The following is a 13262-nucleotide window of genomic DNA, read 5'->3' as shown; positions in this document are numbered from 1 at the left end:
GTTCTGATCGTGAGGGCGTAGAAGCCGATCGGCGGCGCGCCGCCGCGGGTCCATTTCGCCCCGCACGACCGAGAGCTCAGGGAGTGCGTGCATCCCCTCCGAGTGCCCGAGCCAGCACGCTGCCAAGCATGCCGGCCTGCGCAGCGCTCCCGCGCCAGGCCACGATCTGATCGGGACGGATCAACGCGAGGTCGGCCTCGTAGAGATCACGCAAGGCCCGCGGCAAGGTGACGATCTCGACGTCGGCACGCAGCGGCCCCATGGCCTCACGGAGTTGATCCTCATCGAGGTCGCTGCCCTCACAACGCAGCAGCGTCCATTCGAAGCCGAAGCGGTCGTACAGCGAGATACCGTGCTCCAGCCAGGCATGCGGCGCGCGGCCGCCGGGACAAGCGCTCGGCACGTAGACGTTGGCCGCATCCGGCGGCGGTCGAGTGCCATCGGGGACGATGATCGGTGAGCCGTCGTAGCGGCCGCCGAAGGTGATGCCGGGGATGTTGAACTCGGCGCGCGCATGCCGATCGAGATAGGCGCTGGCGATGCGCCGAGCCTCGTCGCCGGCCGCTGTCGCGTCCTCGATCTCGGGCACCGCGGCAAACAGGCCGAGCGAATCCGCAAATCGGCGTGCGTAGTCGGTGTTGCGCAGCGCCACCGGACGGCGCTCGGCCTCGTAGCTGTCGAGCAGCGAGACGGGACTCGTTCCCTTGACGACGCTCGCCAGCTTCCAGCCCAGATTGACCGCGTCCTCGATCGCGGTGTTGTAGCCGAGTCCGCCGGTCGGCGTGAACAGATGCGCCGCATCACCGCCAAGCAAGACCCGGCCGCGCTGCATGCTCTCGGCGACCAGCGCATGACCCGCGGTCCAGGTGAGGTGCGACAGCACCTCGCAGGGAATGGGCGCACCGCAGGCACGCTGGAACGCTGTCCTTGCGTCCTCGGCAGTGATCGCGCTTTCGTCCTCGCCTGGCCGCAGCTGGGTGTGGAAGGCAAACTCGTCGCGGCCGTTCACCGCGGCCATGAAGGCGCGGCGGTCGCGGTTGAAGCAGACATACATCCAGGCTCGCGCATGGGGGATGCTGGCGTAGAACTCCGGCGAGCGGAGATAGACCGCGAGCATGCGGCCGCCCATGAAATCGCGCTCTATTCCCGTCGTTCCGCCATAGGAGATTCCGAGCGATTGTCGCACCGGGGAGCGCGGACCGTCGGCGCCGATCAGGAAATCAGCCACGACCTCGCAGCGCGCACCATCGCTGACACGCTCGACGTCGGCGGCAATGCCGCCGTCATCGGCGACGTAACCGATCAACCGATGCCCGTAGTGCAGCTGAATGCCTGCAAGCCGCGCTGCGTGCCGGCGCAGGATCGCCTCGACGAACTTCTGCGACACCCGATGCGGCAGCTCGGCCGCGCTCCATGAGCCGGACAGACCCTTCACCAGTTCCGTCGCGCGTGCTGCGGACGGCAATTGAAAACGTGCCAGCTCATGCGCCGTGTAGCGCGTGAAATAGGCGACGTCGGTCGGATAGTCCGCGGGCAGGCCGGCGCGCCGGATCTCGTCGGCGAATCCGAGCCGGCGGAAATGCTCCATCGTCCGCGCCTGCGTCGCGTTGGCCTGCGGGTTGAAGGCCGTTCCCGGCTTCTCGTCGACCAGGATTGCGGACACGCCGCGGCGGCCAAGCTCGTTGGCCAGCATCAGCCCGCACGGCCCGCCGCCCACGATCAGCACCGAGGCGCTCAGACGTTCGATCACGGCGCTTCTCCTCGCAATGGAGGAAGGCTACCGCGCCCCGCAAAATAGTCAAGCAACCTGACTATCTGGCGTCGCTGAGCGTATCGAAGCGGGCGCCGTAGGCCTGCAATCCCTGCAGGATCGCGTCCATCGCCGCCTTGCCGAGCTCCTTGCGCATCTCGGCTTCGGCCACATCGACGGCATCGCCAAACGCCTCCAGCCATTTCAGTCCGGCCGGCGTGAAGCGGACGAGGCGCGCGCGCCGGTCGCTCGGATCGGCCTCGCGCGACACCAGCCCCAGCTCGGCGCATTGATCGACCAGTTCGCCCATCGCCTGCTTGCTCATCGAGGCCCGCCGCGCGAGCTCGGTCAGCCGCGTGCCCTCGACGTCGAGATTGCGCGTGAGGCTGATATGAGCGATCCGCGTTTCGCCGTGACCGCTCTCCGCCATCAGCTGGAGAACCCGGGATTCGAACCGGCGCACCGCATTGTTGAGCAACCGGCCGACATTGGCGTGCCGCCAGGCCGTTCCGGTTCGTCCCGCAAGCGGCGCCGTGCGTGGAGATCGCGCTGTCATGTCGGGAACACCTCGCTTCATCGAGCTACGCTGGACCAGGGTAGCAGGCGCAAGGTGACATCGGGAAAAGCGTGAGTTGTCACGCCAAGAAATGGTCGGAGCGGCAGGATTCGAACCTGCGACCCCTGCGTCCCGAACGCAGTGCTCTACCGGGCTGAGCCACGCTCCGACTTGGGAAGCCGGCTTATAGCGTTGGGTTTCCGTCTTCGCAAGGACACAAGGCAGGAAATCGCATCGAAATCGCTGATCGTCGGCAGAGGGGTTAACCGCTTGAGGCCGTGGGGCTTTGTCCGGCGGCCATGGCGCGAGCGCAATGCGACAGGCGATTTGCGCGCTTCATTCGAACGTCCGCGCCCGCTATAGCCGAGCGCGGAAGCCACTGCCGTCCCGTACCATCGATGCCCACCCCAGACATGCAAGCGATCGAGACCAGGATCCTGCCCGCCGACGCGGCTGGAATCGCGCAAGCCGCGGCGACGTTCGCGCGCGGCGGACTGGTCGCGTTCCCGACCGAGACCGTCTACGGCCTCGGCGCCGATGCGGCCAATGCCGCGGCCATCGCCCGCCTCTATCAGGCCAAGGGCCGGCCCGCCTTCAATCCGTTGATCGCCCATGTCGCCGATATCGCGGCGGCGCAGCGTATCGGCCGCTTCGATGCCACCGCCGAGCGTCTGGCCGCCGCGTTCTGGCCGGGACCGCTGACTTTGGTGGTGCCGCAGGCCGCGGGCTGCACGGTCGCAGATCTCGCGACGGCTGGTCTCGACACGGTCGCGATCCGCATTCCCTCGCATCCGATCGCGCGAGCGCTGCTCGCGGCGTTCGCCGGCGCCGTGGTGGCGCCCTCCGCCAACATCTCCGGTCACGTGTCGCCGACCACCGCGGCTCATGTCGCGGCAGATCTCTCGGGACGAATCGACCTGATCCTGGACGGCGGGCCGGTCGAGGTCGGTGTCGAATCGACCATCGTCGGCTGCTTCGACGAGCCGACCTTGCTGCGCCCGGGCGGGGTTCCCAGCGAGGCGATCGAGGCCGTGCTCGGCCGTGCGCTGGCGCGGCCCGCCGCAGAGACCGATACGTCCGAGCAGCCGCTGGCGCCGGGCATGCTGGCCTCGCACTATGCGCCGCGCGCCGCCGTCCGCCTCGACGCCAGCGAGGTCGCGGCCGGCGAGGCGCTGCTCGCCTTCGGACCCACCACCTTGCCCGGAGCCCACGAGGCCGCCGCGATCCTGAACCTGTCGCCCTCTGGCGATCCGGCAGAGGCGGCGACGCATCTTTTCGGCTATCTTCGCAGCCTCGATGCCAAGGGTGCGCGCAGCATCGCGGTGATGCCGATCCCGAACGACGGACTGGGCGAGGCCATCAACGACCGGCTGCGCCGCGCCGCCGCGCCGAGATAACACTGGAAGCGACTGACCATGAACATCAGCCAGCCTGCCCTGCCGCCGCTGCCGCCCGATTTGATCGCGCAATTCGCCGCCATCGTCGGCGAGCGCCAGGCGCTGACCGCGGAGACCGACGTCGCGCCTTACGTCACCGAGGAGCGCAACCTGTTCCACGGCCGCTCGCCGCTGGTGCTGCGCCCAGGCTCGACGGCCGAGGTCGCGGCAATCTGCAAGCTTGCCAGCCAGCATCGCATCGCGCTGGTGCCGCAGGGCGGCAACACCGGTCTCGTCGGCGGCCAGACGCCGCACAATGGCGAGGTGGTGGTGTCGCTGAAGCGCATGGACAAGATCCGCGAGGTCGACACCGCCTCGAATACGATGATCGCCGAGGCCGGCGTGGTGCTGCAGGTGGCCCAGCAGAAGGCCGCCGAGGTCGACCGCCTGTTTCCGCTGTCGCTCGGCGCGGAAGGCAGCTGCACCATCGGCGGCAATCTCTCGACCAATGCCGGCGGCACCGCCGCGCTGGCCTATGGCGTGGCGCGCGAGATGGCGCTCGGGGTCGAGGTGGTACTGGCCGACGGGCGCGTGCTCAACGCTCTGTCGAAATTGAAGAAGGACAACACCGGCTACGATCTGCGCAATCTGTTCATCGGCGCCGAGGGCACGCTCGGCATCATCACCGCGGCGAGCCTGAAGCTGTTTCCGAAGCCACGCGCGATCGAGACCGCCTTCGTCGGCCTCAAGTCGCCGGAGGACGCGCTCAAGCTGCTGGCGATCGCGCAACGCGAGGCCGCCGGCAACCTGACGAGCTTCGAGCTGATCGCCGCGATCGCGCTCGACTTCTCGATCCGCCACGCCGCCGGCAACCGCGCGCCGCTGTCGGGCGCCCATCCCTGGTTCGTGCTGATGGAATTGTCGTCGTCGCGCGACGATGCCCGCGCCACGCTGGAGACGATCCTGGAAAAGGGTCTCGAGGACGGCATCGTCGACGACGCCGCGATCGCCGACAGCCTCGCCCAGCGCATGGCGTTCTGGAAACTGCGCGAGGACATCTCTGCGGCGCAGAAGCCGGAGGGCGGCTCGATCAAGCACGACATCTCGGTGCCAGTCGCCGCGGTGCCCGCCTTCATTGCCGAGGCCAACGCCGCCGTGGTGAAGCTGATGCCCGGCGCGCGGCCGGTGCCGTTCGGTCATCTCGGCGACGGCAACATCCACTACAATGTCAGCCAGCCGATCGGCGCCAACACCGCCGACTATCTCGCGCGCTGGCACGAGGTCAACGCGGTCGTGTTCGAGATCGTGCTGCGCATGGGCGGCTCGATCTCGGCCGAGCACGGCATCGGCGTGCTCAAGCGCGACGAGCTGCCTGACGTGAAGGACCCGACCGCGATTTCGCTGATGCGCGCGATCAAGGCGCAATTCGATCCGCTCGGGATCATGAATCCCGGCAAGGTGCTCTAGGCTTTCGACGCTCCCATGGACAGTGCCCCTGCTCTCGCGATTTCCGACATCACCGATGCCGACGTGCCAGCCATCATCGCGCTGTGGCAGCGCTGCGGCCTGACGCGGCCGTGGAACGATCCGGCCGCCGACATCGCGCTCGCCCGCCGCGGCGACAATGCGACCGTCCTGGTCGGCCGCAGCGGCGGCGCGATCGCAGCCTCCGTCATGGTCGGCCATGACGGCCATCGCGGCTGGGTCTACTACGTCAGCGTCGATCCCGAGCATCGCGGCCGCGACCATGGCCGCGGCATCATGGCCGCCGCCGAAGACTGGCTGCGGGCGCGCGGCATCGCCAAGCTGATGCTGATGGTGCGCGGCGACAACACCAAGGTGCAGGAATTCTACCAGGCGCTCGACTATGCCGTGCAGGACAGCATCGTGTTCTCGAAATGGCTCGACGGGCGCCCGCCGACGCCCGGCATGAAATAGAGGTTCAGCATGAGCATCTCCGACCGCATCCGCGTGCACGAGACGCGCGTGCTCTCCGACCATTACGGCACGCTGACCTCGACCAGGTTCGAATGGCGGCGCGACGACGGCACCTGGCAGATGCAGAGCCGCGACGTGTTCGAGCGCGGCAACGCGGCGGCGATCCTCCCCTACAACCTCGCCCAGCGCAGCGTCATCCTGGTCAAGCAGTTCCGCTATCCCGCCTTCCTCAATGGCTACGACGATCTCCTGATCGAGGCCGCCGCCGGCCTGCTCGACGATGTATCGCCGGAGGAGCGCATCCGCCTCGAAGCCGAGGAGGAGACCGGGTTCCGGCTGCACGACGTCAAGTTCGTGTTCGAGGCGTTCATGAGCCCGGGCGTCGTCACCGAGAAGATCCATTTCTTCGTCGCCGAATACGAGCCTCACATGCGCGTCAGCGCCGGCGGCGGGCTCGCGCATGAGGGCGAGGAGATCGAGGTGCTGGAACTCTCGATCGACGAGGCGCTCGCGATGATCGCCGACGGCCGCATCCAGGACGCCAAGACCATCATGCTGCTGCAGCACGCGGCGCTGAGGATCTTTGGCTGAGCGCGGCCAACGCTCGGTCGCGGGTCGTGCTCCTCTGTCGTCCTCCGCGAAAGCGGGGGACCCAGTCTTCCACCGGCAGCCGTTTCAGTACGAGAGGCCACGGCGTACTGGATCCCCGCCTTCGCGAGGATGACGATCTTCTCTGTCGATATATCCCGCCTCAGAACAAGCTCCCCTGCCCGTCATCCGCGGGCGCAGGCGAAACTTTGCGGGATGCAACCTTCTTCGCCGGCTTGCGCTGCGCGTCCTCGGCGGCGCGCATCTCCGCGGTCATCGGCAGCAGCAGCTGCTCGTCGTCGTTGGCCACCGTGTTGACGCGCGTGGACACCTCGTACCACGCGAACTCGCCCTCGCGAGGCGGGATCAGCAGCCGCATGGCCTCGTCAGGATCATCGGAGCGGCAGTCGAGCCACAGCGCGAAATCATCCGGCCTGATCGTCACGGGAACACGATGATGCAGCGTGGCGAGATCGCGGCTCGCAGCCGCGGTGACGATCGCCACCGTATCGACCTCCTCGCCGTTCGGCCCCATCCAGGTCTCGGCGAGGGCCGCGAAACCGAGCGGCGCGCCGTCACTGCGATGGATGAAGAACGGCCGCTTGCGACCATCGATCACCTGCCACTCGTAATATCCATCAGCGGGCACTAGCACGCGGCGCCGCCGAATCGCATTCTTGAACGCCGGCTTCTCGCGTACGGACTCCGAACGCGCATTGATCAGCAGCGTGAAATTACGGGGATCCTTGACCCAGGCCGGAATGAATCCCCAGCGCATGAGCCGAAAATGCCTGATGTCCTGATCCAGAAGAACTACGGGAATCGGCTGCGTCGGAGCAATATTGTGCCGCGGCGGAAAGTTCGGCTGTTCCTCGTAGCCGAAAATCTGCCTGAGAGCCGCGGGTGGTGAAGTGATCACGAAGCGTCCACACATAATCTCACTCAAATCGTCGTGTGTTCAGCACCTTTTAACTTGGGTTGCCAACACTGCAGCGGATGACCGCAGCGGCGACCCATTCCGTGCCTACCGATCGCACGACCCAACGACCGGCGGGCAGCGCCATTGACCCGGCGCGGGCCGCGATGCTGCGCGCCGCCAACATCAATCCGCGCACCGGGCTCGCCACCGACTATCTGAATCATTTCAACGAAGCCGTGATGCTGCTCGAAATGATTCCCGATATTCCGGAATGCGCCGAGGATTTTCTGGCGTGGTCGCCGCTGACCTATCCAGAACATTTCACGCACACCAATTTCAAGGCCCGCGATCTCGTCATCGAGGCCTATGAGCAGGCCGACCCGGCGATTCGCGACAAGTTCGATCATCTCACGAAGACCATGACCGACATCCTGCTCGCGGTCGGCAGCGCGATGCGCGCTGCCAAGCAGGACGCCACCAAGGCCAAGCTCGCCGAGCAGGCCGCGGCGTGGGTCAAGCCGCTGGTGACGCAGGCCGGCGGCATCATCAATGGCGACATCGAGGTCGACCCTGACCCGGTCGACGAGGTCGACGCCGTCGACGCCATCATGGCAAGCTTCTGAGCAGCACGGGCTACCGGCCCGGTCGTCTTCACTCTACGGTGCAGACCACGCCTGGAGCCATTGGCATGACCGCCCCGACGCCGCCCCGCCACCCCCAACTCGCCGTCAGCGCCGCCATCTTCCGCGACGGCAAGCTCCTGCTGGTGCGCCGGGCGCGTTCCCCCGCCAAAGGCGTCTACACGCTGCCCGGCGGCCGGGTGGAGCTCGGCGAGACCCTGCACGAGGCCGTCGCGCGCGAGGTCATGGAGGAAACCGCACTCTCGATCGCAATTGTCGGGCTGGCCGGATGGCGCGAGGTCCTGCCGGCCCAGGGCGGCGGCGGCCACTATGTGATCCTTCCCTTTGCGGCCCGCTGGCAGGCCGGAGAGCCCCGGCTCAACCCGGAACTGGACGACTTTCAGTGGCGCCTCCCCGATGCGCTCGAGGGCCTCACGCTGACCGACGGACTGCCGGAGATCATCGCCGCCGCACGGACCCTGGTGTAGGCGCCTTGCGTCCGCCGTCCGGCAAAGGCATATGACGTCGGTGTTCCCCATGATCCCCAAGCGCCTCCTGGCCGTCCTCATGCTCGTTGCCGCCTGCGCCATTGTGCCCGCGCGCGCGCAGGATGCGGCGGCGCCGTTCGATGGCGATCTGCAGCGGCTGGCCGAGATCCTCGGAACCCTGCATTACCTCCGCGGCATCTGCGGCAGCAATGAAGGCGCCAAATGGCGCAACCAGATGCAGGCCCTGATCGATGCCGAGACGCCGTCGGGCGAACGCCGCGCCCGGATGATCGCCGGCTTCAACCGCGGCTATAACGGCTTTCAGCAGACCTACCGGACCTGCACGCCGGCGGCGATGGTGGCGATCCGCCGCTACATCGACGAGGGCTCGAAGATCTCGCGCGACCTCACGGCGCGCTACGCCAACTGACGGCTCATGGTTGACGGCGCGCGGGCGTTATCCACGTTTGCGTTAACCTTGTTAACCTTTCCTAAAGAACTGGCCTAGGCGTCCGCCGCCTGCGTGGTAAACCTCACTGGTCCGGCGCGTCCGCGTTCGGAATTCAACGCGCCTCGCGGCCCCGCCAGACTGAATTCAATGAGCTTTCCCGTCACTTTCAGCGCCCTCCCCGCCGTCCTGCCCGACCACGAGCAGAAGCAGGCCGCGCTCAGCTACCTCAACGAAGCCTGGGCGGAAGCGCGCCATGACGGCGTCGACGGCGACTGCCTGGCGCAGGCCAGCCTGTTCGCGGCGCTGGCCGAACTCGTCACCACCTATGGCGAGGACGCGGTGGCGACCTTCGTCGAAGGCCTGCCGGAGCGCGTCCGCAACGGCGAGTTCTCGCTGTCGCGCGCGACGCAGTAGGTTCTCCCGCTCCTCGCGGGTAGCCCGGATGAGCGCAGCGACATCCGGGGTCTCATCCGCAGCCTCGTTGAACCCGGATATCGCTGCGCTCATCCAGGCTACGACAACTACGTCGACAAACTCCGCGTCATTGCGAGCGCAATGACGGAGCCAAAACGAAGAGCCCATCGGGGCCGAGAGCCGTCTTCACATCTCAAACAGCATCGAGACACGCATCATCGTCCTCGCGGCGCGATGCGTCCGAGCGATGACCGACGTTCGGCCCTCATTCAATCGAGGGCGCAGGGAAGGCTGGGCGTCGGCTGACGCCCATGGCCCCCGTGCGAACAAAAGTGCACGGGGCAGGAACCACAGGTGCAGCCGGATGAGCCCAGCCTTCCCTGCGCGATGGTTTTAACGCTTCTTTCGCGCTCTCCCTGGGGACCGGCTTGATTGCCCCCATCGCCTGCGCCGATGCTCTCGCATCACGCTCAGGCTTGACCTCGGCATCGGGAGGCCAGGACCACGCGACTTCACGTCCGCATCGAAGGTTGTCCGTCCGCGCAGCCAAAGCCACGCTGCAACCCGACACGTCCACCGCCTGCCCGCCTCGCGTCTCGTGACGACCGCGCGTACGCCCCTCTCGTTGAGGCGGGATGGGTGGAGGATAGACACGTATTCTGGAAAAACGAAAGTTAAATCTTTCGCCCGGAAGGTGCTGCGGGCGCGATCACGTTGAGACAATGCGCAAAATTGCCGTTTCGGCACAGGCGTTTCGTGTAGTTGCGGCGAGCCCGAACGACGGCGTTGCAAACAAGATCGCGCGACTGATTCGCCCGACGGGCTTTGTTGTCCTTGCGTTGATTGCGGCGCTTCAGTCCCAATCCATTCCGCCGATGACGCCAAGAAACCAGCCGCCGATAAAAGCGGCCGTAAGCGCCATGAGATGGATCGTCACGGAGGGACCAAGGTCCTGGTTGTCTTGAACATGACTAAGTCCAATCAACCCAAACTCAAAAATTGCCGCGCAGAATACAGGCCAAAGCGCCCGCCGCCGCGCTGCCAGCCGCTGGGCCGGGCCAGCCCCCCGAGCGTTCCGTGATAGAGTCATGGATCGGCGAAGCGACACCACGGCAGTCAAGACGACCACGATCACAAAGGCGATGAAGTACACCAGACATTATCCTTGGGGCCAGCCGTACCGTCTTGAAGGTCACAGGCGAATAGCGCGAACCGGTTTCCTCAACCCTAAGAAGACCACAAGATACAGCCGTGTCGGAGCGCTGTTCCCAGGCCCCTGCTTCCGGTTGAGCATCAGAAGCAGACCTTCACGCGAGCCGGCGACCAGATCCGTTATGGGCCTTTTCACACAGCCAGGGCCACAAGCGGACATTTGTCTCGTGTTGAGGGATCGAGCTACGTTAACGTCGGCTGCCTAGAGGTATCAACCGATGATTGTGATACGGTTTTGCTTGCTGACCGCTCTACTGTGTCTCGGCGTACTGTTGTGGCGATCAGAAAAGATTGAGGCTCAGGGGATGATCTCGCCCGAAATCCAGCGTCGAATCGATGATGTCTGCGCGTGCCTCAGGACGAAGGTGGTGGAGAAGGACGATCCTCACATTTGTCAAAGGCTCCCGGACCGCATGGCCGCTGATCGAGTGCCGGGCGTCAGCATTGCGGTGATCCATAATGGCGCCGTCGAATGGGCGCAGGGATTTGGCGTCGCACAACTCGGGGGCGGCCCCGTGACGGCCGATACCCTGTTCCAGGCCGGTAGCATCAGCAAGCCGGTCGCGGCGATGGCTGCGCTTCATCTCGTCGAGCAAGGCAAGCTGGCGCTCGACTCGGACGTCAATCAGGCACTGACCTCGTGGAAGATCCCCGCAAGCGCAGCTGCGCCAGGCGCCGTGGTTACGCTGCGTGAGTTGCTCAGTCACACTGCCGGGCTCACGGTGCACGGATTCCCGGGCTACTCGGCGGGTGCTCCGATTCCCTCGCTCGTCCAAGTCCTAGATGGAGAGAAGCCAGCCAACACCGCCCCCGTTCGCCTGGAGGCTGCTCCGGGAAGCCGTTGGAAATACTCCGGCGGTGGCTACACGGTGATGCAGCAGTTGCTGCTCGACGTCTCGCATCAACCGTTCCCTAAGCTCATGCATGACACAGTGCTTGCGCCTATCGGCATGACCCGCAGTACCTACGAACAGCCGCTGCCGGTGGAACTGCGCTCCAGCGCTGCGACGCCCTACAAGGCAAACGGCGCTCCTGTAGAGGGCGGGTCCCACATCTATCCGGAAATGGCGGCTGCAGGACTTTGGACGACGCCGACTGACCTCGCGCGATACGCGATCGAGATTCAGCGTTCGCTGCTGGGCGATTCAAATCGAGTGCTTTCGACTGAGATGACCAAGCAGATGCTCGTTGCCGGTCAAGGCAATCACGGTTTGGGTTTTCCGATCGGGGGCTCGCAGGAAAATCCCTTCTTTTCGCACGGTGGTATCGACGAGGGTTTCGAAGCGGTGCTCGTCGCCTATCAGCATAGTGGCGATGGAGCGGTCATCATGACCAACGCGCAAGGCGGCCAGCTACTAGCGACCGAGATCTTGCGCAGCATCGCTTCGGTCTACGGCTGGCCGGATTTTCATCCGATCGTCCGCACGAGCGTAGAGGTCGATCCCGCTATTCTCGCGACATACACTGGCGTCTATGACTTTACGCCGACGTTCTCGATCACCATCACTCTGGAGAATGGGCAACTGATGTCGCAAGCGACCTATCAACGCAAAATCCGGCTATTTCCCGAGTCGCAGAGCAAGTTCTTCGCGAAAGTCGTTGACGCCCAGTTGGAGTTTTTCTCGACGGACGCCGGGCAGATCTCCCATCTAGTTCTTCATCAGAATGGCAACGACGCGCGGGGCGAGAGAAGGCATTAGCGCGTCAGACCTGACCACATTCCTGGGCTGACCATGCACCGCGAACAACGTCGGCCTCGGGTCACAAGCGGCCCCTGCGCTTCCACGGTCGTTAACTTCCGGTGCACCCCGACAGCGGACGTCGCGGGGGCGGGCGGAAAGGTCCGAGATGGGCTCACAAGCAGACACAGGCGGAGAGCGACGGCACCACGTTCGTCCGTCAGCCCCCGGGGCCGTCCTTCATGATGTAGCCCATCAGGTCGTCCACGTTGTGCTCCAAGTCCCGGATGATGTTCTTGACGACGTCTCCGACCGAGATCACGCCCACGACCTTGCCCGCGTCCAGCACCGGCAGATGGCGAAAGCCACGTTGAGCCATCATCGCCATGCAACTGTCCAGCCGGTGGTCCGGCTTGACCGTCACCGGGTTGCCCGTCATCACCTGGCCCACCGGCGTCTGCTTGGCGTCGAGCCCGGGCAGCAGCACCTTGATGGCGCAGTCCCCCTGGGTCACGATGCCGACCAGCGCGCCGTCGTCGATGACGAGCACCGACCGGACCCGGTTGTCGCGCATCTGGCGCAAGGCTTCGACGACCATGTCGTCGGAACGAACATGGATCAGGGCGCCATTCTTCTGGGCCAGCGCGCTTCTTACTGTGCTCATCGATGTCCCCTCCTGGACCCCGTCCTGCCCCGCCTTGATGGTCCGGATGGCAGGATAGTCGAAATATCCGGCTTCGTCAGCGCCTCGCCGATGCGGTGCGCCTAGCCGTGGACCGAACGATGGTTGGGTCACAGGCGGCTTATCGATCCCCTGGATTGCAGACGTCAGGTCGTCCCCGAGAGCGGAACCATCGGGTGCCGGCAAAAATGTTGCTCGGCAAAACGCAAGTCGATCGACGATCGCGGTCAGTAGAGAGCTCTGGGTCAAGAGGCGGCGTACTGGAATTTCTCCCCCACGTCCGCGTCGTCCCTGGCAGCGGACATTCGCATTCATTTTGGCCGGCCGACGCCGCCTGCCTCCTGTCGTGACGCCCGCTCGCTCATCCAGGCTCCAAGGGCCGTCCCGGCGTCGCGGAAACCGACAGCAGACCGAGCACTGCCCAACGGCCCCCTCGGCAGCCATGTCGCTCGGAAACTCTTCACAAAGCAATTTGAAGGCTTTGACGGGAATGAACATGCGCCCTTAACGAAAACGGGCAAAAATAGGTCGCTGATCTTCACCTACCTGACCACAGTGCCGTTTCGAGCTTACGCGAAATCTCGATAGC

General features: G+C 65.4%; 14 protein-coding genes and 1 tRNA gene. 9 read left to right on the top strand and 6 right to left on the bottom strand.

Annotated features, from left to right (window positions below; all coding sequences use genetic code 11):
• Positions 1-76 precede the first annotated feature (76 nt).
• The 3 genes from QX135_RS06770 to QX135_RS06760 form a co-directional block, all read right to left on the bottom strand.
• On the bottom strand, positions 77-1750 hold the full coding sequence (locus QX135_RS06770) for an FAD-dependent oxidoreductase (RefSeq protein WP_316176809.1): 1674 nt from the start codon (positions 1748-1750) through the stop codon (positions 77-79).
• Positions 1751-1811: 61 nt separating this feature from the next.
• Positions 1812-2306, bottom strand: coding sequence for a MarR family winged helix-turn-helix transcriptional regulator (locus QX135_RS06765; protein WP_316176810.1), 495 nt, complete (start codon positions 2304-2306; stop codon positions 1812-1814).
• Between the two features lie 92 nt (positions 2307-2398).
• Positions 2399-2475: transfer RNA gene (locus QX135_RS06760), tRNA-Pro, on the bottom strand.
• A 229-nt stretch (positions 2476-2704) separates the two neighbouring features.
• On the opposite strand from QX135_RS06760, the gene QX135_RS06755 reads away from it, so the two are divergent.
• From QX135_RS06755 to QX135_RS06740, 4 genes are read left to right on the top strand one after another with little or no spacing between them, the layout of a single operon-like run.
• Positions 2705-3703 (top strand): L-threonylcarbamoyladenylate synthase, encoded by a 999-nt coding sequence (locus tag QX135_RS06755; protein ID WP_316176811.1) that lies wholly within the window; start codon positions 2705-2707, stop codon positions 3701-3703.
• Positions 3704-3721: 18 nt separating this feature from the next.
• Positions 3722-5149 (top strand): FAD-binding oxidoreductase, encoded by a 1428-nt coding sequence (locus QX135_RS06750; protein ID WP_316176812.1) that lies wholly within the window; start codon positions 3722-3724, stop codon positions 5147-5149.
• Positions 5150-5164: 15 nt separating this feature from the next.
• Positions 5165-5620 (top strand): GNAT family acetyltransferase, encoded by a 456-nt coding sequence (locus QX135_RS06745; protein WP_316176813.1) that lies wholly within the window; start codon positions 5165-5167, stop codon positions 5618-5620.
• Between the two features lie 9 nt (positions 5621-5629).
• Complete coding sequence (locus QX135_RS06740; protein ID WP_316176814.1) at positions 5630-6211, top strand: NUDIX domain-containing protein; 582 nt, start codon at positions 5630-5632, stop codon at positions 6209-6211.
• A gap of 160 nt (positions 6212-6371) precedes the next feature.
• Here QX135_RS06740 and QX135_RS06735 read toward each other — a convergent pair whose 3' ends face one another.
• Positions 6372-7142 (bottom strand): SOS response-associated peptidase, encoded by a 771-nt coding sequence (locus QX135_RS06735; protein ID WP_315796875.1) that lies wholly within the window; start codon positions 7140-7142, stop codon positions 6372-6374.
• An 86-nt stretch (positions 7143-7228) separates the two neighbouring features.
• Here QX135_RS06735 and QX135_RS06730 point away from each other — a divergent pair, with 86 nt between their 5' ends.
• From QX135_RS06730 to QX135_RS06715, 4 genes are all read left to right on the top strand, one after another.
• Positions 7229-7750, top strand: a complete 522-nt coding sequence (locus QX135_RS06730) for a hypothetical protein (protein ID WP_315717204.1) — start codon at positions 7229-7231, stop codon at positions 7748-7750.
• A 65-nt stretch (positions 7751-7815) separates the two neighbouring features.
• A complete protein-coding gene (locus QX135_RS06725) occupies positions 7816-8235 on the top strand; it encodes an NUDIX hydrolase (RefSeq protein ID WP_315754043.1) in 420 nt (139 codons plus the stop codon).
• A gap of 31 nt (positions 8236-8266) precedes the next feature.
• Positions 8267-8665: a TIGR02301 family protein gene (locus QX135_RS06720; protein ID WP_315717206.1), complete on the top strand. Its 399-nt coding sequence runs from the start codon at positions 8267-8269 to the stop codon at positions 8663-8665.
• Between the two features lie 168 nt (positions 8666-8833).
• Positions 8834-9100 carry a hypothetical protein gene (locus QX135_RS06715; protein WP_315717207.1) on the top strand — a complete coding sequence of 89 codons (267 nt, stop codon included), beginning with the start codon at positions 8834-8836 and terminating at the stop codon, positions 9098-9100.
• 853 nt (positions 9101-9953) lie between these two features.
• Here the strand turns inward: QX135_RS06715 and QX135_RS06710 are convergent.
• Positions 9954-10253, bottom strand: coding sequence for a hypothetical protein (locus tag QX135_RS06710; RefSeq protein WP_315813695.1), 300 nt, complete (start codon positions 10251-10253; stop codon positions 9954-9956).
• 364 nt (positions 10254-10617) lie between these two features.
• On the opposite strand from QX135_RS06710, the gene QX135_RS06705 reads away from it, so the two are divergent.
• Positions 10618-12012: a serine hydrolase gene (locus QX135_RS06705; protein ID WP_315776187.1), complete on the top strand. Its 1395-nt coding sequence runs from the start codon at positions 10618-10620 to the stop codon at positions 12010-12012.
• A gap of 199 nt (positions 12013-12211) precedes the next feature.
• Here QX135_RS06705 and QX135_RS06700 read toward each other — a convergent pair whose 3' ends face one another.
• Positions 12212-12655: a CBS domain-containing protein gene (locus QX135_RS06700; protein WP_315776186.1), complete on the bottom strand. Its 444-nt coding sequence runs from the start codon at positions 12653-12655 to the stop codon at positions 12212-12214.
• Positions 12656-13262: the final 607 nt, after the last annotated feature.

It is taken from the genome of Bradyrhizobium sp. SZCCHNR1098, from assembly GCF_032489375.1.
GTDB lineage: Bacteria > Pseudomonadota > Alphaproteobacteria > Rhizobiales > Xanthobacteraceae > Bradyrhizobium.
The sequence above is the reverse complement of the archived record's forward strand: the minus strand, read 5'-3'. Positions and strand labels throughout refer to the sequence as shown.